This is a genomic window from Chitinophaga costaii (genome assembly GCF_900094705.1).
Taxonomy (GTDB): Bacteria; Bacteroidota; Bacteroidia; order Chitinophagales; family Chitinophagaceae; genus Chitinophaga; species Chitinophaga costaii.
Genome location: NZ_FMAR01000003.1, coordinates 150,725 through 169,900, shown reverse-complemented (window position 1 = coordinate 169,900; position 19,176 = coordinate 150,725). Strand labels below are relative to the sequence as shown.

General features: G+C 46.4%; 15 protein-coding genes. 7 read left to right on the top strand and 8 right to left on the bottom strand.

Features of this window, described 5'->3' with window-relative positions:
* Positions 1-27 precede the first annotated feature (27 nt).
* Positions 28-2,376 carry a mechanosensitive ion channel family protein gene (locus GA0116948_RS05890; protein WP_089710051.1) on the bottom strand — a complete coding sequence of 783 codons (2,349 nt, stop codon included), beginning with the start codon at positions 2,374-2,376 and terminating at the stop codon, positions 28-30.
* 188 nt (positions 2,377-2,564) lie between these two features.
* The gene (locus GA0116948_RS05885; RefSeq protein WP_089710050.1) at positions 2,565-4,301 is read right to left on the bottom strand and encodes a thiamine pyrophosphate-dependent enzyme; all 1,737 of its coding nucleotides are present in this window, start codon (positions 4,299-4,301) and stop codon (positions 2,565-2,567) included.
* Between the two features lie 337 nt (positions 4,302-4,638).
* On the opposite strand from GA0116948_RS05885, the gene GA0116948_RS05880 reads away from it, so the two are divergent.
* From GA0116948_RS05880 to GA0116948_RS05855, 6 genes are all read left to right on the top strand, one after another.
* Entirely contained in the window at positions 4,639-4,866 is a 228-nt protein-coding gene (locus tag GA0116948_RS05880; RefSeq protein ID WP_089710048.1) for a hypothetical protein, read from the top strand.
* Positions 4,867-4,871: 5 nt separating this feature from the next.
* The gene (locus GA0116948_RS05875) at positions 4,872-5,069 is read left to right on the top strand and encodes a hypothetical protein (protein WP_089710047.1); all 198 of its coding nucleotides are present in this window, start codon (positions 4,872-4,874) and stop codon (positions 5,067-5,069) included.
* Between the two features lie 261 nt (positions 5,070-5,330).
* On the top strand, positions 5,331-5,930 hold the full coding sequence (locus GA0116948_RS05870) for an RNA polymerase sigma factor (protein WP_089710045.1): 600 nt from the start codon (positions 5,331-5,333) through the stop codon (positions 5,928-5,930).
* Positions 5,931-6,111: 181 nt separating this feature from the next.
* Positions 6,112-7,290: a FecR family protein gene (locus tag GA0116948_RS05865; RefSeq protein ID WP_089710043.1), complete on the top strand. Its 1,179-nt coding sequence runs from the start codon at positions 6,112-6,114 to the stop codon at positions 7,288-7,290.
* Positions 7,291-7,622: 332 nt separating this feature from the next.
* The gene (locus tag GA0116948_RS05860; RefSeq protein ID WP_089710512.1) at positions 7,623-10,913 is read left to right on the top strand and encodes a SusC/RagA family TonB-linked outer membrane protein; all 3,291 of its coding nucleotides are present in this window, start codon (positions 7,623-7,625) and stop codon (positions 10,911-10,913) included.
* Positions 10,914-10,940: 27 nt separating this feature from the next.
* On the top strand, positions 10,941-12,569 hold the full coding sequence (locus tag GA0116948_RS05855; RefSeq protein ID WP_089710041.1) for a RagB/SusD family nutrient uptake outer membrane protein: 1,629 nt from the start codon (positions 10,941-10,943) through the stop codon (positions 12,567-12,569).
* 248 nt (positions 12,570-12,817) lie between these two features.
* On the opposite strand, the gene GA0116948_RS05850 is transcribed toward GA0116948_RS05855, so the two are convergent.
* Together GA0116948_RS05850 and GA0116948_RS05845 are read right to left on the bottom strand one after the other, a co-directional pair.
* Positions 12,818-13,135, bottom strand: a complete 318-nt coding sequence (locus tag GA0116948_RS05850) for a hypothetical protein (RefSeq protein ID WP_205686042.1) — start codon at positions 13,133-13,135, stop codon at positions 12,818-12,820.
* A 288-nt stretch (positions 13,136-13,423) separates the two neighbouring features.
* Positions 13,424-13,585: a helix-turn-helix domain-containing protein gene (locus GA0116948_RS05845; RefSeq protein WP_240619135.1), complete on the bottom strand. Its 162-nt coding sequence runs from the start codon at positions 13,583-13,585 to the stop codon at positions 13,424-13,426.
* Positions 13,586-13,683: 98 nt separating this feature from the next.
* Between GA0116948_RS05845 and GA0116948_RS05840 the strand changes: the two genes are divergently transcribed.
* The gene (locus tag GA0116948_RS05840) at positions 13,684-14,295 is read left to right on the top strand and encodes an NAD(P)H-dependent oxidoreductase (protein ID WP_089710510.1); all 612 of its coding nucleotides are present in this window, start codon (positions 13,684-13,686) and stop codon (positions 14,293-14,295) included.
* A gap of 324 nt (positions 14,296-14,619) precedes the next feature.
* Here the strand turns inward: GA0116948_RS05840 and GA0116948_RS21670 are convergent, their stop codons facing one another.
* The 4 genes from GA0116948_RS21670 to GA0116948_RS05820 form a co-directional block, all read right to left on the bottom strand.
* Entirely contained in the window at positions 14,620-14,751 is a 132-nt protein-coding gene (locus GA0116948_RS21670; protein WP_262487042.1) for a hypothetical protein, read from the bottom strand.
* A 599-nt stretch (positions 14,752-15,350) separates the two neighbouring features.
* Positions 15,351-16,868, bottom strand: coding sequence for a PKD-like family lipoprotein (locus GA0116948_RS05830; RefSeq protein WP_165798337.1), 1,518 nt, complete (start codon positions 16,866-16,868; stop codon positions 15,351-15,353).
* Between the two features lie 45 nt (positions 16,869-16,913).
* Positions 16,914-17,699, bottom strand: coding sequence for a DUF4843 domain-containing protein (locus GA0116948_RS05825; RefSeq protein ID WP_089710036.1), 786 nt, complete (start codon positions 17,697-17,699; stop codon positions 16,914-16,916).
* A 29-nt stretch (positions 17,700-17,728) separates the two neighbouring features.
* Positions 17,729-19,171, bottom strand: coding sequence for a RagB/SusD family nutrient uptake outer membrane protein (locus GA0116948_RS05820; protein ID WP_089710033.1), 1,443 nt, complete (start codon positions 19,169-19,171; stop codon positions 17,729-17,731).
* Between the last annotated feature and the right edge of the window lie 5 nt (positions 19,172-19,176).

Below are 19,176 nucleotides of genomic sequence, written 5' to 3'. Positions count from 1 at the left end.
GTTTTTTCATGATTGCATACATCCATTTTATTCTGCTTCTATATTCATTTTTTCTAATTGCTGGTAAATGGCGGTGCGTACTTCGCCGGTAGTAGTACTCACCCTGGAGAAGTCTTTGCACCAGAAAAAAATGCGGATCTCAATATTTTTGGAAGTTACATTACCCAGCACCAATTCCGGTTCTTTACGTTCTACCACGCCAGGATTTGCTTTCACCACGCCCAGTAATTCATTTTTCAGGTTACTAATTTCCACGGATCTGTCCAGGGTGAATGGAAGCACTACACGGGCGTAATTATTGCTCAGTGTCCAGTTCACAATGTTGTGCGAAAGTACATCGCCGTTTGGCATGATCACTTCCGCACCATCATCGGTGAGCAAGGTGCTGGAGCGGATGCCGATTTCCTTTACCCGTCCTTTTTTATCGCCAATTTCCACTGTATCGCCAATGCGCAGTGGTCGGTCAAAGATGAGGATTACACCCGATACAAAGTTGTTTACAATGGTTTGCAAGCCCAAACCAATACCTACAGACAATGCGCCCAACACCACGGTGATTTTGTCTATCGGGAGGCCGGAAGCGGCTACCGCCAGCAAGAAGCCCAGCACCAGTAATACCAACCGGGTTACCAGCAGCCGACTGCGCTGCCCTTTGTCGTCGAATGCAGCATCATCACCGGTGTCGCCAAAGAAGTAGGCAATGTATTTCTGCAAAAAGTTTGCGACCCAGATGATGCCCAGGAATAGCACTATTCCACCTAAGCTGAATGGCAGGCTGCCTACCACGTGCCTTGCAGTAAAAATGCTGGTCAGTATATCACTCAAGCCATCGTAAATATTTAAGTTGGTTGTCAATACAATAATCCACAGGACAATGGCTAGGGCCATGCTAAAGCGGTGCAGGGAACGGGATATTTCCGTTACTTCGAAAGCTTCGGGGTAATTCTTACGAATACGGCTGGCCTGTATCTGCAATAAAAAGGCTTCTTCCACCACCCGTACAAACACGCCCAGGCTCACGGTTTGTGACAATGCATATACCGCTGTGGAGCCAAAGATTTGCGATAAAGTAACCCTGCCAAAAACGTTACACAACAGGGCCAATACATTTAACCCCATATAAAACCTCACCACCCAGCGGAAAAGCCAGTATGCTTTCAGGTGAGATGCATTGCGGGAAAGATAGTACCAGCCCAGCAAAATAGAGGCAATGTTGATCACAAAATTATACCAGCGCATTAGGAACATGGGCAGGCCCAGGATGCGAATAATGGGTAGCAATAAAAATAGCAATAGGAATACGCACCACCCATAGAACAGTGGTTTGCCCAGGTATTTGTAAATAATAACACTTACCAGTAGCATTAGCAAAAACTGTGTAACCTCAATATAGATGGCCGGAGCATGCAGATCGAACAAAGGTGCAAGACTTAGTGTGATCAGCAGGGTTGCAATAATGGGGCGGGAATTTACATACAACAATTTCAGGCTGTCTAAGGACGCTAGCCTGTTGATCTTTTTAAGGCTACGGAAGTTGTACCATACCCAGCAATAAAATATAATTCCCGTAAAATATAACCAGAACCGCTTGCTGCGGGTGTTAGTGAAATAATAAAGGGTAAGTTTTCGCTCCGCATCAACCGATTTCTGGAAATTTGCCTTCAAAACGGGGCCCGGGCCGGTAGTGCCGGAGCGTGTTTCCCAGATGTAACGTCTTTCCTTGCCAAATGCCTTTGCACTGACTGTGCGTAAAAGGCCATCCGTCTGGTAAAGCAATTCTTCAAGTACGATAGAATTGGCCGCCACATGGGCTTTCAGTGTATTAATGAGGGCAGTGTTTACCTTCATCAAACTATCCGCACGTTTCCATTTGATATGCAGTTGCTGCAATTGAGTACTAAACTGGTTGTGCAAAGATGAATCTTTAAAAGCCTTTAATACAAGACTGTCTTTGCGCATATCACGGATCTGGTTTTTAATAGTATGCAACTTGTCGTTGTAATTATCCAGCGAGGCATTATATTCTGTCATGCTTTTATCCAGAGCATCCACCAGGGTATTGTACATCTGGAGGTTGCGGATGTTCTGGCCACGATCGCCGGAGTTTAGGCGGTCTTTAAGAATGGAAATGGCTGAGTCACTCTCCAGGAGATGCAACTGGATAGCGTCTGTCATTATGAAAGAATTAGTTACCAACGACACTTTATTCAAGGTTTGAAAAGCGTCTTCAAATTGGTCCAGGTAATCACTGCGGGAAGGAGCATTGCTGGCGCCAAACAGTGAGGTGTCGGCATTTTTCCGCCATTTGGCAGAGTCCTGGGCTTGTACGCCCATGCCCAAAAAGGCGAATACGAGAATTAAAAAAAAGTTCTTCATAAAAAGATGGTAAGGGTGTTGGACCCGGAAAAAAACAAACGGTTTAATGCAGTAAAGTTGCGGCGAAAAATACGACTTTAGCTTGTATTTATTTAAATATAATATATTAAATCCTTCTTACAGGGCGCTAATACAGCACAGGGCCTCCATTTGCGAGGCCCTGCGGGATATTTTTAAGCACTTGCTATTTATAGTACGTCTTTCAAATGTTTATAATTGGATTTAATGGTATCCAGCACTTCTTCCATTTTTCCGCCTAAAATAAGTTTAGTCATAGACAGTGCGTAGCCTTTCACCTGTTTCCATTCTATGCTGGGTGGCATAGCCAGGGCGTCGCCATTGGTCAGTATATTTACCAACACGGGACCATTGTGCTGGAAGGCCGTTTCCAGGGCCTGCTTCACCTCTTCGGGTTCGTGTACGGTAATTCCATGGAAGCCCATGGCCTGGGCCACAAGGGCAAATTCAGGATTCACCATATCGGTTTCATTGTCTGGAAGGCCTTGCACCTGCATTTCCAGTTTCACCATGCCAAGGGCGCGGTTATTGAACACAATGAGTTTAATGGGCAATTGGTACTGCTGTAGGGTAGCCAGGTCGCCCAGTAACATAGAGAGGCCGCCGTCGCCGCAAAGCGCAATCACCTGCCGGTCTGGATGGGCGAAGGCTGCGCCGATGGCCATGGGCATAGCGTTGGCCATGGAACCATGGTTGAAGGAACCCAGCATTTTACGCTGCCCGGTACTTTCAATATATCGCGCGCCCCATACGCAACACATGCCGGTGTCTACGGTAAAGATGGCATTTTTTGCGGCCAGTTCATTGATAGTAGCCGCCACAAATTCTGGCTGAATGTTGTCTGTACTTCCGGCGTCTTTCACGTAAGTTTGTAAGTGATCCTTTACTTTTTCATAGAAACTGCGTTGTGCGTCGAGGAAGCTGGTATCTTCCTTCTTTTGGATCAGGGGAATGAGGGCCTGCACAGTATCTTTCGCACTGCCGCATAGCCCCAGCGTGAGTTTGGCACGACGGCCCAACCTTTCGGGTTTTACATCTACCTGTATGATCTTTTTATTCGTGGGCATGAATAGCTCATATGGGAAGTCGGTACCCAGCAGCAGCACTACTTCCGATTCGTGCATGGCATGATAAGCTGAGGGCAGCCCCAGAAGTCCCGTCATACCTACTTCGTAAGGGTTGTTATACTGCATACCCATTTTTCCGCGGAAGGAATAACCGATAGGGGCTTGTAGCAAACCAGCCAGCGCCACCACAGCATCGTGGGCGTCTTCGGCGCCAATGCCGCAATAGATCGCTATTTTAGCAGCCCCGTTGAGCAAGCTGGCCATCTCCTGCAATTCTTCATCGGAAGGCCTTATTACAGGATTGCTACGGTAAATTTTCATGGAAGTAGTACTTTCTGCTGCGGGTAGTGCGGTAAGGTCGCCCGGCAGGCCAATTACGGCCACTCCCTTGCGGTGAATGGCATGCTGAATAGCTGTTTGCAGCATACGCGCCGCCTGCAAGGGTGTGCTGGCCACCTGGTTGTACACGCTGCAATCGTCGAAAAGTTTGATGGTGTTGGTTTCCTGAAAATATTGGGTACCATATTCCGGAGTATTGATAGTGGTAGCCAATGCGATAACGGGAACGCCTGTACGATTTGCATCATACAATCCATTGATCAGGTGTACATGCCCGGGGCCACAGCTACCTGCGCAGCAGGCCAGCCCATCCAGTTCCGCTTCCGCAGCGGCGGCAAAGGCCCCCACTTCTTCATGACGTACATGCACCCATTTTATTTTGCCGCTACGCCGCACGGCATCGTTCATCTCATTAAGGCTATCGCCCGTTACGGCATAAATTCTTTTAACGCCGCTTTCCACCAGCATTTCCACCAATTGATCGGCTACATTTTTACTCATAAGAAAGGTTTTGAAACATCCCACAATAATTTGACCGTTTGTTACAGTGTAGCAGGATGTACCCGCAATGGCAGGATAAAACAAAAAAGGGTACTGCACCAGTGGCCCTCACGGATTACGACCAGTACAGCATACTGGAAACAGCTGCCGGGAGGGTCTTTTACTGTTTCGCCAATTTATTTTTTGCCCCTGCTTACCGGCCAACGTTTTGAAAATTATGGCCCACTTTAAGGCTAATAACCGCTAGGAACGGGTATTGTGGGTAGCCAGATAAAAATTCCTGCCGCCTGTTTTTTTTAATTTGATTAATATTGAGTCCGGTGTCACCTGTTGGAATATGAAGGTTTTTTATTGGCTTACCTTATGCTTTTTGGGATTGCTGGCTGTTTTCATAGCCGCCCTGGGTATTTTTGCGGTTTATGAGCTGATGCCTTCCGGAAGAATTCCGGATATGGGTCCACAACGTGATTATGTAATACCAACGCTCATCTACACCGGCATTATGATACTGCTAACGGTTATCATTGGCTTGGCCCTGCGGATGAGCTTTTCCGAAAAAAAATAATCTCCATGAAAGGCCGGCTACTTGTGCTTACAATTCTTTTTACCCTCTTCACGGGTGTATGCATGGTGGCCAGTGTACTTATGTGGCAGCACAAAGAGGCGCTTGCAGGAGAAGCCGCCAGTTTTATACGCATGGCCCTATTATTGTTTGTTTTCTTCCTTATTCCTACCATTATTCTCTGGATAAAATTATTAAAGCCTTAGTTGGGTTTTCATGCTACTAAGACAATATCGTTAAGATCCAGCACCCTGGCCACAAGCCACCGCTGCAATAGTGGGATATAATTAAGATTTTCCAGCGTTTAAAATCAGCCAGGATTGAATGTGTTGATAAACAAACGCTACAATATTTTGGCCAAAATGGCTTCATGTCCCTTCTTGCAAGGAAATTATTTTATTTTATCAAGTACCCGGCTAATTATATTTTTGTTATTATTTTTAGGACTGTTATTAAATCAATAAGGATTGTCAAAAGCGTCACTTTCAGATGAGTATGGCTTGCTGAAGCGGGTAGCTAACGGCAACGCGGAGGCCTATACCCGGCTGTTTCACCATTACAGTCCCCATGTATACGAAGTGGCGATGGTGTACCTGAAAGACGCGGGCCTGGCCCGGGAAACAGTGCAGGAGGTATTCCTCAAAATTTGGGTAAAGCGTGCAGAAATGGGCGCTATCCACAAATTCGACGACTACCTGTTTATTCTTACCCGCAATCATATTTACGACGGTTTTAAAAAGCAGGTGGTTAGGCTGCGGACACAAGACTTGCACTTACAACTTCAACCGGAGGCCGGCAATGACACCGAGCAGCGGCTGCTACAACATGATTACGAAAAACTACTGGATGCAGCCATTTCCCAACTACCTCCAGCCCGTAAAAAGGTATATGAGGAAAGGTACCAAGGTTATAGCAATGAAGAGATTTCCCAACGTCTCCACATTTCCATCCATACCGTAAAAAAACAATGGAGCCTGGCTGCGCATTTCGTGCGTGCTTTTGTAAAGGCCCAATTGCAGCGGGAAATACTGCCTTTGCTGGCGCTAGCCAGTATGTTTTTATGGTAGTGTTAAAAATAGGGCAACCTTAAACAGATATCGGGCCTATCCCCTACCGGCCGCTACCGCTGGCTTAGCTAATTTCCAGCACCCTTTCTTTTCCCTTTCCCGAAAAAAAATTTTTGGCTGCGTACTCCTTTTGCTCCGTCCGCGCGTCTTTATCCCTGTGTTACTATTCCAAAAGCCTTCTATGACCATAGCCGATTTTAGAGAATTATTAAATAAATACAAACAAAACAGGATAACACCGGAGGAGTTGCAGCGCCTGCAAAGTGCGGTAGAAGCGGGTTTTCACCGCGAGCTTATTGAAGATGATATTCTGGAATCTCTTCATGGAATGCAGATTGCTCAGTCTTGGTCTACCACTGAGGCAGCTAAGGTTTTGCAACACATCCTTCAAGCGCCGCCCGTAAGTCTGCGCATTTATAGAACATGGTACCTGGCCGCCACCCTTATTGGCGCGGCCCTGCTCGTTGGAAGCCTGGTGTACCTGGGCATTCATCATGCACCCACTGTTACCGCCCGGCAGGAAGCAGCAGCCCATAAGTCTATTAGCCCCGGCTCCAACAAGGCTTTGCTTACTTTGTCCGACGGCAGCACTATTTTGCTGGACAGTGCCCATACCGGCACCCTGGGTCAGCAAGGCAGCGCACATGTAACTAACAATGGACAAAGCCTGGCCTACAACGCCACTGGCAGTAGCGAGGCCGTACTGTACAACACGGTGGCTACTCCGAGGGGTGGCCAGTACCAGCTTACACTGGCAGACGGCAGCAAAGTATGGCTGAATGCCGCCAGTAGCATCCGCTTTCCGACAGCCTTCACAGGTACGGAACGCAACGTGGAAATTAGCGGGGAAGCTTATTTCCAGGTGGCGGCAAATGCCCACCAACCTTTCCATGTAGCTGTAGCTGGCCGGCCAGACGTGCAGGTGAATGTGCTGGGTACCAGCTTCAATGTGATGGCCTATGCGGATGAAAAAACCATCACCACTACCCTCGAAACAGGGGCTGTACAGGTATTACATAATCACCACGCACAACGCTTGCAGCCTGGCTATCATGCCAACCTGGACAGCCATGCAGACCAATTTACCATTGCCCCTGCCGATATGGAAGAGACGCTTGCCTGGAAAGAAGGAAAATTCCGATTCCGCGATACCAATATTCAAACCATTATGCGACAGATAGCCCGTTGGTACGACGTAGACGTGCAGTACCGGGGAGATGTATCTAATCTGGCCTTTACCGGCCTGATTTCCCGGCGGGAAAACGCGCCAGCCTTGCTCAGGATATTGGAAGCTACTCACCGTGTTCATTTTGAAATAACACAGAACATTATTACTGTAATAGCTGTAAATCCTTCATAGGCAGCAATTTCCCCGCATAGCCGGGCCCCGATAAAACGAACAACAACAGCATACAACCAACCCGTTTCCAGGAGCCTGGCACCAATAAGGCAGGGCTGCCTAAGCAAAATATTATTTCACCCAAAACATAGGTTATGAAAACGTAATTCCTCCACGGGGTAAAAAAAAACCGGAAGCGCTGCAACGCTCCCGGCCAAATCGTCAACGAACCCAATTCCCTAACAAAACAGAAAATTGATTATTCAGCCAACATGAACAAAAGTATGGAACTACTTGATACCCGCAAAGCCCGCGGTAACAGCGGTCGTATGCACAGAAAATTACTGTTGATTATGCGATTAACTGCAATTTTGAGTTTGGTATGCTGCCTACACCTGAGCGCCAAAACATATTCCCAATCCGTGACCCTCAAAGCAAGCCACATTTCTTTATATGAGGTGTTTAATAACATAAGCCGGCAAACGGGGTATGAGTTTGTGTACGATGCCCAGTTAGTAAAACGTACTGCGCCGGTGAACATAGACGTAAAACAGGCCACCATAGCGGATGTATTGAAAAATTGCCTGTCAGGCAATCCCACCCTCACTTATACCATCGTAGACAAAACGATTGTGATCAGCGCCCGCGCTTTGCCTAAAGCCAGCCATGGAGCGCCGGCGGCCACCATCACCGGCAAAGTGGTGGATGCCCAGGGAGCTGCTTTGATCGGCGTAGCAGTACAGGTAAAAGGCACCACCCGAGGCATACTTACCAACGACCAGGGCGAGTTTTCTATCCAGGCCAATGCCGGCGATATACTGGTATTCAGCTACCTGGGCTATGACGCCCAGTCGGTAACTGTGGGTGAAGCAACATCTCTCACCATTACCCTACAGCAGTCTAACAAGCAACTGGACGCTGTAGTGGTAACGGCATTGGGCGTAAAACGCACGGAGAAATCCATCACCTACGCTACCCAGCAAGTAGGTGGCGAGGAGCTGACCAAAGCCAAAGACGCCAATCTGATCAACACCCTGAATGGTAAGGTGGCAGGCCTGAGCATCTCCACCAGTTCCTCCGGTGTAGGCGGTTCTGCGAAAGTGATATTGCGCGGCAGCAAATCCGGTCTGGGCAGCAACCAGGCCCTGTACGTGATAGATGGGGTACCTATGAACAACACGGTGACCAACCAGCCCTCCAGCATTTACGGCGGCTCTAATTCCTACGACGGCGGTGATCCCATTTCTAATCTGAACCCCGACGACATTGAAAGCGTATCCTTCCTGAAAGGCGCCTCCGCAGCGGCTTTGTACGGTAGCCAGGGCGCCAATGGCGTGATCATCATAACGACCAAAAGTGGCCGCTCCGGCAAAACGGCGGTAAACTTAAGCTCCGGTTTTATGCTATCCTCTGTGGCCATGAAGCCTAAATTTCAAAATGAATACGGCGCTGTAGGTACCAACTCTCAAAGCTGGGGCGACAAATTTAGTGGCGGTGGACACGATAACCTGGATGACTTCTTCCGGACCGGTTATAACTGGACTAATTCTATTAGCCTTTCCGGTGGCAACGAGAAAATGCAGACCTATTTTTCTTATGCCAATACTTCGGCTAACAGCATAGAACCAACGAACAAACTGGGTCGTAATAATATTAACTTTAAAGAAACCGGTCATTTCCTGAACGATAAACTGACCGCCATCGCAGATGTGAATTACGTGACCCAGGAGATTGACAATACACCACTGGCAGGTAATTATTTTAATCCACTCACCGGCCTATATTTGTTTCCACGTGGTGGCAATTTAAAACAATACAAAGACCAGTTTGAACTACCCGATCCTTCCCGCAATTACCTGAACGTACAGAACTGGCCATTTGATGAAGACATACAGCAGAACCCCTGGTGGATACTGCATCGCAATACCAACAGCCTTACACGCAACCGCTTCCTGGGTAATGCCAGCCTGAAATATGATGTAAGCAGCTGGCTGAACATCACCGCCCGGGGAAGCATTGACCGGGTAGCCGATAAATATGAACAGAAGATCTACGCCGGAACCCTCAAAGTATTGGCGCCATCTACAGGGGTCTACAACATGAATGATCAGACCTCCACCCAGCAGTACGGCGATCTGCTGGCCAATTTTAATGTGCCAATAAGTAAAGACTTTAAGCTCACCGGCGTATTGGGCGCCAGCCTGCTCGATACCAAAATAGATGGTTATAAACTAGGCTCTACCGGAGCAGACAGTCTTCGCTATCCCAACATTTTCACCGTGCAGAACATGACTGCCATAGACCCCTCTTCCTCTGGTAACCTGCCAGAGAACCACGTGCAAACGCAGTCTGTTTTTGCCAGCGCCAACCTGTCTTTTAAAGATTGGCTTTTCCTGGATCTCACCGGGCGCCAGGACTGGTCTTCCGCCCTGGCATACACCCAGAATAATCACTACTTCTACCCATCAGCAGGCTTGAACGTAATTTTGTCGCAATTACTAAAACTACCACAGGCCATCACCTTTGGTAAAGTACGCGGTTCTTACGCGGTAGTGGGCAATGCCCCCCTAGCCTACCAGAGCCATGCTGCGGAAAATACCCTAACCTCCGGCGGTATACGGGTAAATACCTCCGCTCCATTCGATAACCTGAAACCGGAGAAAACAAAATCACTGGAAGTAGGTACCGAGTGGCGTTTTTTTGATAGCCGGCTGGATGTAGATGTAACGTACTATAAAACGAATACGACCAACCAAACCATGCAGATCAGCGCCAGCCAGGCCTCTTTCTATGACAACTATTTCATCAATGCAGGTAATATCCAGAACCAGGGTATTGAAGCCACGGTGAAATTTGACGTGATCCGTAGCAAAGCATTTAGCTGGAACACTGCATTTAATTTCTCTACCAATAACAATAAAATTATCTCCCTCTCTCCGCAGGTAGACCGTTTCACCATCAGCGGAGCATCTGGCGCTAACTACGCCTCTTACTTTAAGAAGGGTGGTTCTTATGGCGACATTTACGGGGTAGGACTAGCCAAGGACGCACAGGGTCGCATACAGTTTGATACTTCCGGCACGCCCCAGCTTACCAGCGGTGATATGATTAAGATAGGCAACTCCAATACTAAATGGCAGTTGGGATGGAACAATAATTTGTCTTTCAAAAACTTTAACCTGTCTTTCCTGATAGATGGAAAATTTGGGGGTGATGTGTTATCTATTACCCAGTCGCTCATGGATTCGTACGGCGTAACACCAGCTACCGCTTCCGCGCGGGATGCGGGCGGCGTAAAAGTAAACGGCGTGAACATCGTAACTGGTGAAGCCGTTACCATGGCCAATGCCCAGAAATGGTATTCCACCATTGGAGGCCGTCAAGGCGCCTCCAGCCAATACATGTACAGCGCCACCACCGTGCGCCTGCGGGAAGCAGCCTTTGGCTATACCGTGCCGATCGAACATTCTTTTGTGAAAGCGCTGAAAGTAGCCGCCACTGGCCGTAACCTGCTGTACTTCTACAAGAAAGCACCATTTGATCCTGAAATGACCATGAGTACAGGCAATGGCTTATCCGGTATAGATGTGTTCATGCTACCGTCTACCCGCAGCTACGGCCTGTCTGTGAATGCTACTTTCTAATTTTTATTGACGACAAAAAAGACTTCCATGAATCTTTTACATATCATACTAAAACGCGCCGGTCTACTGGGAATAACTGCTACCATTGTGCTGGGGCTTAGTGCGTGTACCAAAAATTTTGAACGCTATAACAGCGACAATACCGGTCTTACAGATGACCAACTGAGTGGTGACTTTAACAACCTTTCTTACCTTAAGTCCGCGCAGCGTTCCATTTATAATTTCTCCGGCGGTGGCGATCCCAACTCTTACCAGGTACAACAAAATCTTAACGCAGATTGCTTTTCCGGTTATTTCATGTCGCCCACGGTTTTCAATGGCGGGCAAAATAACCTGAACTATTTCATGGTAACCGGCTGGAATGGAGAAGCCTTTAAAGTAGGTTATCTGAACGTGATGGCGCAGGTGGCCAAGCTGCGTTCCACGGGTCTGGAAACAAATTTCCCCGCTATCTGGGCCATTGCCCAGATTACGCAGGTAGAGGCAATGAGCCGCGTAACCGACATTTACGGACCCATTCCTTACAGCAAAGCAGGCCAGTCTAAAACCGATATCGCGTATGATAGCCAGGAAGAAATTTACAAACGTTTCTTCCTGGAGTTAGATTCTGCCAGCAATAACCTGCGTTCGTTTATTGCTTCCGGCCAAAAAATACCCGTAGACTCCACCAAGTACGACGCCGTGTATGGTGGCAACTTGACCCAATGGCTGCACTTTGCCAATTCACTGCGTTTGCGCCTGGCCATTCATATTTTGTATGCAGACGCCGCCATGGCAAAAGAACAGGGACAAAAGGCCCTAGATCCGGCGAATGGAGGTGTAATCACGACTAACAGCGACAACTTCCAGTTACTCACTTCAGACGCCGGTCTTACCAACCCGCTGGTATTCATTTCCCAGAACTGGGGCGACATCCGCATCAATGCCGCCATCCAGAGCTACATGACGGGCTATAAGGACCCGCGCATTAGCCGCTACATGAATACCAGCACCGACGCTACGGTGGGAGCCGTTTATAAAGGGATCCGCATTGGCGGTGTTACCGCCTCTAATCAGAAAAGTGATTACCAGGGCTATTCCCAACTAAGCACTTCTACATTTAACATTAACGCTCCGGTAGTATTAATGACTGCTGCCGAAGTATATTTTCTGCGCGCGGAAGCAGCGTTAAATGGTTGGTCTAATACCGGGGGTGATGCAAAAACGCTGTATGAAACCGGTATTACCACTTCCATGTTGCAATGGAACGCAAGCTCCGGCGCTTATCTCACCGACAATACAAGTGTACCTGCTGCCTACACCGATCCAAAAAACAGCGCCAACAACCTGCCCAGCCCTTCCACCATTACCATACAATGGAACGATGCTGCATCCACGGAAGAAAAACAGGAACGCATTATTACCCAGAAATGGATAGCAATGTTCCCCGAAGGCCAGGAAGCCTGGACGGAATTTCGCCGTACCCGTTACCCCCGCTTGTTCCCGGTGAAAAATAATTTAAGCGGAGGACTCATTAATACGGATATCCAGATCCGCCGCCTGCCCTACCCGCAGCAGGAATACAATACCAACGGCGCCCAGTTGCAAAACGGCATCTCCCTGTTGGGAGGAGCTGACAACGGCGGTACACGGCTATGGTGGGACAAGAAACCTTAATATTGTTTAACCCAAATATAACGGAACCATGTAATGGAGGTCACCCCATAGGTGGCCTCTTCATTTTAATGCAGATCAACATGCTATCATAACAAAGCCGCATCCTCTCCGGGTGCGGCTTTTCACATGCATCGACGTTGAGGAATGTTCGATATACAAAGCGCCGGACCGATGTGGGAGATCCGGCGCCAATAAAACTAGAGAATAAACATCCTCCTGGTCGCTTTTTGCATGTGATGTACATCTTCCTATCCAGGAATTTGGTCCAGTGCCGGAACATTTGTTTCAGAACCGGAGTAACCTAAATTCTGATTGATATGCCCGTCTATGTTTAGCTGGATATCGCTGTTAATGATAGGCCAGAGTACATGATAGGGTGAAATGGTAAAGGTGTTACCCGAATTGGTCACTACACCTTTATTGTAAAAATCGTTTTTCTCTATGATACGGTCATAGAAGTAGTTGTCGGTGGAGAAGCTAGTAAGCGTGCTCACTAGCCGTTGCTGCGCCACAGCCAGTACGCTTACCAGTAAGAAGGTAATAAGTAGTGTAAATTGTTTTGTCATAATCGGGAATTGGTATTTAAGTGTTATCGTGTATGTTGTGTAAGTGTTTACTTGCAAAGCATGAAAAGGCCTGTCCGTGCCCCGGAGGCATATGGAAAGGGTTTACGAAACATGCTGCTGGCAAGCTGCATTGGTTTTGTGTAAACATTGGGGCAATAAAAGTCTACTTCACCTGCCGGCGCAGGTGCTTCCTCTTTGGTTAGTTACGGGTGTTTAGACTTCAGGAATTGACAGGCAGAAAAAATAGTAACGAACATGCGGCTCTAGTTGTACTTCCGTTGTTTTTATTTACGAAATCGTTTTCGGGAAAGCATTCGCTTTTGCGCGACAACCATAGGAATAATGCAGGCTAATGTCCGGCTGCGATACAAATAACATTTCCGCAGCGCCGGTGAAGGTACCGGTTTTGTAAATGGCTTTAAAGCTGCGATACCACTCCAGGTTTACCATAAGATTAAGTATTATAATTCTGATACAAAGCTATTAATTATGTTGTTCCTATAATACATCCGGAGGTGGTAATTTTGTAATTGTTCAATAAAAAAAACATGACAAACATATTTATCATCAATGGTGGCCAGGCGTTTGCGCACTCCAGTGGCCGCTTTAACCAAACGCTGACCGCAGCCACTGCGGCCTTTTTCGAGGCGCAACCAGGCTTTGCCGTGAAAACCGGCAATACGCAGGATTATGAGGTGGCCGAAGAAGTGGCCAAATACGTGTGGGCAGATGTAGTGATCTACCACACTCCTATCTGGTGGTTCCAGGTTCCACACGGCTTTAAAAAGTATATTGACGAAGTATTTACCGCCGGACACAATGCCGGCATTTACCATAGCGACGGACGTTCCTCCAAAGATCCTGCGATCAATTACGGTACCGGCGGACAATTGCACGGTCGCAAATACATGATAACGTCCAGCTGGAATGCACCCCGGGAAGCATTTACACTGCCCGGTGAATTTTTCCAGCAAAAATCCGTAGACGAAGGCGTACTCTTTGGATTCCATCGCATGAACGCTTTTACGGGAATGACGCCCCTGGAAAGCATCCACTTCCACGACGTGGAAAAAAATGTGCAAGTGGAGCGCGACCTGGCCAATTACAGTGCCCACCTGGAGAAAGTTTTCCTCCCTACCGCAGCTGCAAAAGCCTGCTGATTATTTTTTGAAAGCGTACCGTTATACAAGTGTTTTGCGCCAAAGCAACAACTAATATAATCACCAGATATATTACCTGGTTAGCTTAGCCGACCATGCCTACCAGCTTTGTAATGCTTACTGCAAAGCGCCTTACGCCTTCCTGCAATGAATGCCTGCTATCCACGGCATTTACATCAGCAATAAATATCCTCGTATGCAAATAAGATAGCGACACCACACAAGAAAAAAGGTAACTTTTTACTGCACCAGTCACCTGAACACAACCCTTCCCCCAAAATAAAATGCCCTCGCAATTTGCGAAGGCATTTTATTTTCATAACATTAATACCGGTGGTAACCATCGTGATAATGATGGTGCGGGTGATGATAATATCCCCCTCTTTCTTCCACCATACAACCACTGAATGATGCTGCTACTACTGCGGCAATGATCAAATATTTTAACTTTTTCATGACTGCATATTTTATTTATAGGTGATGTTGGATAGCACCAAACCGCTGCAGACGGTACAAGTGGCGTGATCACTTGTTATAATGAGAAAAGTGTGCCAGACCGACCCTTACACTGTTATCGAGTGTTAACCGCTGTGTTAAAGATTATTAAAATGCCTTCACCGTGCTATATCACTACAGTAGTTGAATAGGTGTTGATGGCCTGCATGGTCCATAAATTTAACACCGGCAGGGGAAACATACAAGGCAGATACAGGGGCAGCGATATGATTTATCTCGAAGCAGTGGAACGCTTCCAGGTATCACAAGATGGCCTCCTGGGCGGGGTGGTGTTCATCAATGCATCTTCCATTCAGCTAAATACGGAGGAGCGGTATAAAACGGTGCACCCTGTTATGGCGCAGGGCTTCGGTTGCAACTTAATAAACACGCTGGTGCCAATATATCCAAAACAAAACATACATCTCCATGCGCACTACCCACTATATTTCCCTTTATTAAGATCTGGCCCTCCACCCTACGTAAGGATAAAAGCCATGCTCCTATTACCTATAAAAAAGTATTAGTAGTACTGTCATCACCACCTGGCTATACAATGATTACTCAATATTTTCCCGGTATGATAGCGACACTATTTTTCCAAACCCTGTATAACTTTCCTTAAGTTGCAAGGGGGCATTGGCAGCGGGAATATTGTAAATGCCAATGGTGCCGGAATGTTCCTGGTCTGCTGCATCATAACTGCAGATAAGTAGCTTACGGGAAAGATCTTCTTTATGGCTATCGCCGTTAATGGAAATCGGGAAAGTGGGTATGCCTATATAACTAATCTGCTTATCCCCCAGGTCAGCTACCATTTTATTTACCTGATTAATGGCATCAAACTCATATACCTGGCTACCCACGGTATAAAACAAATACCCAAACTCGGTGCCTACCGCAAAATGATCCGCCTGATCAATGCCGATTACATTCAACTGAGCAAAATAACGTTGACTACCATTTGCTTTAAAAATCGCCAGGTAATAGGCTGCTGTATCATTGTCCTCCAATACTGCATAAAATTCCCCTCCATTATATCCCGTATACGTCAGCGCCATTAGTTTCTTTTTAATTTGAAAATTAAACAACTCACCTTTACCCATAAATACCGGATAGCTGGATGAATAATACAGGTTTTGACTTCTTAAAAAGGATTGGCTATCCATGTCAAACAAGATCATATCCATATTATACATATAAAAATAATCCGTGCTGCAGGCAAAGAGCGGCGATATGTGCATGGGTGAATTGTCGGTGGCAGAACGTGGCACTGGCCCAGCCGCATCTCCGAATAAATCCCCATCGGAATAATACAGTTGCCCTCCTACATTTAACAAAGCCGCATAAAAAGAATAAATGCCATTATATGTGGCCGGGCTGAAATTGCTGGACAAAGAGAAGTCATCCTCCACCTTTCCTACAATGGAAAGGCCATCTGGATCCAGAAATACGGCATCCTGATCGGTTATTACAATCGTAGCAACCTGGGGAAGGGCCATTAAAGTATATGCAAAATCTACGCTCCTGGGTTTGCCCCGTAATTGATAGGTCGATCCCATTTTTCCGATAATATCCGGTATGGCAGCATAACCGGAAAACACGTTATAGCTTAACATATCTAACCGGGAACTGTTATTACCAATATCAGATAGCACGTACCATCCTGCCTGCGTGGGTATAACGACAGATATCTCAAATTGTTGTTGGGTGAAGACACCCAGCTTTTTATCTGTGATACGGTAATACCAAGTGGAATTGCCGGCGTCATCCAAGTTGGGTACATACTGAAGGTCATTACTCCGGTAAGTGGAATCTGTTTGATTATCTTTTAACTTGGACCATTCAACAAGGTAACGGCTGGTATCAAGTAAATTGGCTTCCCCACCGGTAAGTTGGGGATTAATACGCAGCGTATCGCCAATATTTACATAATAGATACTATCCAAACCAGCTACCTTTGGCATATTAATGGGCTTCAGGTCTGGCTGATCCAACTTCCTGGAGCATGACAATACCAAGAGCAACAATGGGAGCAGCACAACGGACATACGCCGGGATATAGTGGTTCGTAACATGTAATATTTAAATTTATATTGAGAAATTGAATTGGGCATTGGGTATTAAGCCCTAGGTCCCATCAGCATAGGGCTACCATCTATCTCCCTAATAATGTTTCCCTTTTCAGCCTCGCTTTTCAGATAATTATTAAATTTCACAGCATCCGCTCTTATATCACTTGCATTATATGCAGCGCCTTGTATCAATACTTTTTTCAATGACAATTTTAAATAGATGACCATTAGCCGGAGTTTATTTGTGCTGAAAGTGCCGAGATAATCTATATTATCATCCCAATAATTGGGTTTGGAAATGGAGTAGAGAAAATTAATTTTAAACCGGGATGGATTCCATACTGAGTTGTTGGCATATCCACCCTTCACTGCTGTTAAATTCATATTGAACTGACTATTAGACTCCAGGTGTAGTACCAATTGATAGGAAAGCCCCTGTAACCATAAATTGCGGTTCTTAATCTTAATAAAAATGGTATCCGAAAAGGTATTTGCCGGGATAACCCCTTTAGCCGTAAGGGTATAATCCACATTTTCCTGAGCGGTGGTAGAATCTTTCACCACTGTTAATACGTAAGGCCGGTCTGCTTTAGAAGCTTCTCCCAATAGTTTAATGGGCAATACCAACAATGAATCAGAAAGAGTATATCCCAAATAAATATTTGCACTATCAGAAACTTGATAATCGTATCCCCGACCATAACTATAAAGCGGTTCGTAAAAATAAAGACTAGTGATACCACTGTAAAGCGGTAACTGGTCTTTTTTGCAGGCGCCTAGCATTAATAGCAGCAACAAGCCTTTATAAAGATTGAATGAAAATAGCTTCTTCATCACGATCGTTTTAGGAATAATAAGATGGATTACCGGTTCAGCGATTCGCTTAAGGGCAGCGGAATTACATAACGGCTTGAAATAAACGAAATGGTTGTACCCGTTCCTGCAGTCGTAGGAATAGTAAGAGCATTTTTCCGCTTGTAATAGTAAAATAACTGGCCTTCTCCCCAAAAATCTTTACGGTACTCGTTGGCGATCTCTTTATTTAGATCCGTATTTGCATCCAGGGAAGAGAGTCCACGGTGCAACCTTACCGTATTCAATAGATCCACAGCGGTAACTGGATCAGGGGCTGTTTCTGCAGCGATGTAATACACCTCAGAAAGCCGGATGAGGGGTTGCATATATAATTGAATAGGGTTAGGATTAGCAGCATTGGTGGTTGGTTCAACATACCTGTAAAACGTTCTGGATTTCTGCACCCCATTCGGATCTTGCCGCCACCAGCCCCGGTAGCGGAAATCGTTGATATTTTTTTCGTAGAAGGAAAGTAATCCGTTCTCATCGGGCTTTAATACAGTTGCATTGGAAGGGGAAAAAAGGGACCGGTACGAATTGTACAGCCCACTGTTAAATAGGCCAAAAATTATTTCTGAAGAAAATGTAAGGTCTTGATTTACCGATCCAGGCAGTGAAGCATCCGATGGTGCCCAGGTAAAAATGGTATCTGTTTTAGTGATCACTTCCTGCGCAAAGACTTGCGCCGAAGCTTTATCGCCACGGTAAAGCGCTACCCGGGCTTGCAAAGCCCTTACTGCATAATAATTGAGGCGAAGGTTACGGCGTTGCATAAAATTATTTCCTACAACAATGTCAAATGTATTTGTGATTCCATTTGTAATCACAGGATCGTTGGCAAGGTAGCTTGCGGCACTATCCAGATCCGACTGAATCTGGCGCATAACATCCACAGCGGGAAGAATTTTATAAATTTGTTGAATCTCACCAGTATTATACGGGATGGAAATTGCATTGGAATCTATTGAATACACTGGACCGAAAAGCCGGAGCAGGTCGAAATGCAGGAAAGCGCGGATTGCATGGGTTTCCCCCAGCAGTATGTTCCGGTCGCTTTCCGTAAGACCATTACCCTGATCACGTTTAACATGTCCCATAAGTATATTTGTTTGCAGCACCAGGTTATAGGAAGAAGACCATAAAGAGTCCGTAAGAAGGTGTACATCAGATCCAACGTAATTTCCTTGTACGAGAGAGTTATAAGAGGACTGGTAACTACTGTAGTACTGTGCCAGGAGGTCTGGCACAGTCATCGTAAAACCCTGCCCATAACTATCGGCGGCAGCCATACTGGTATAAATACCATTTAAAACACCATACACGCCATTCCGTTCACCGAAAACAGCATCCTCCAGCAAACGGTCATTAGGCTTAATATCTAGCATTTTACGGCACGCTTGCAGGGATAATGCAACCAGAGCAGCCATGCCTATCATGATAATTTTTTTCATACTAC

Bases quoted from the DNA above. Each gene is read 5' to 3' on its own strand.
- GA0116948_RS05890 (WP_089710051.1), bottom strand. From the start codon at position 2,376: ATGAAGAACTTTTTTTTAATTCTCGTATTCGCCTTTTTGGGCATGGGC.
- GA0116948_RS05885 (WP_089710050.1), bottom strand. From the start codon at position 4,301: ATGAGTAAAAATGTAGCCGATCAATTGGTGGAAATGCTGGTGGAAAGC.
- GA0116948_RS05880 (WP_089710048.1), top strand. From the start codon at position 4,639: ATGAAGGTTTTTTATTGGCTTACCTTATGCTTTTTGGGATTGCTGGCT.
- GA0116948_RS05875 (WP_089710047.1), top strand. From the start codon at position 4,872: ATGAAAGGCCGGCTACTTGTGCTTACAATTCTTTTTACCCTCTTCACG.
- GA0116948_RS05865 (WP_089710043.1), top strand. From the start codon at position 6,112: ATGACCATAGCCGATTTTAGAGAATTATTAAATAAATACAAACAAAAC.
- GA0116948_RS05860 (WP_089710512.1), top strand. From the start codon at position 7,623: ATGCGATTAACTGCAATTTTGAGTTTGGTATGCTGCCTACACCTGAGC.
- GA0116948_RS05855 (WP_089710041.1), top strand. From the start codon at position 10,941: ATGAATCTTTTACATATCATACTAAAACGCGCCGGTCTACTGGGAATA.
- GA0116948_RS05850 (WP_205686042.1), bottom strand. From the start codon at position 13,135: ATGACAAAACAATTTACACTACTTATTACCTTCTTACTGGTAAGCGTA.
- GA0116948_RS05845 (WP_240619135.1), bottom strand. From the start codon at position 13,585: ATGGTAAACCTGGAGTGGTATCGCAGCTTTAAAGCCATTTACAAAACC.
- GA0116948_RS05840 (WP_089710510.1), top strand. From the start codon at position 13,684: ATGACAAACATATTTATCATCAATGGTGGCCAGGCGTTTGCGCACTCC.
- GA0116948_RS21670 (WP_262487042.1), bottom strand. From the start codon at position 14,751: ATGAAAAAGTTAAAATATTTGATCATTGCCGCAGTAGTAGCAGCATCA.
- GA0116948_RS05830 (WP_165798337.1), bottom strand. From the start codon at position 16,868: ATGTTACGAACCACTATATCCCGGCGTATGTCCGTTGTGCTGCTCCCA.
- GA0116948_RS05825 (WP_089710036.1), bottom strand. From the start codon at position 17,699: ATGAAGAAGCTATTTTCATTCAATCTTTATAAAGGCTTGTTGCTGCTA.
- GA0116948_RS05820 (WP_089710033.1), bottom strand. From the start codon at position 19,171: ATGAAAAAAATTATCATGATAGGCATGGCTGCTCTGGTTGCATTATCC.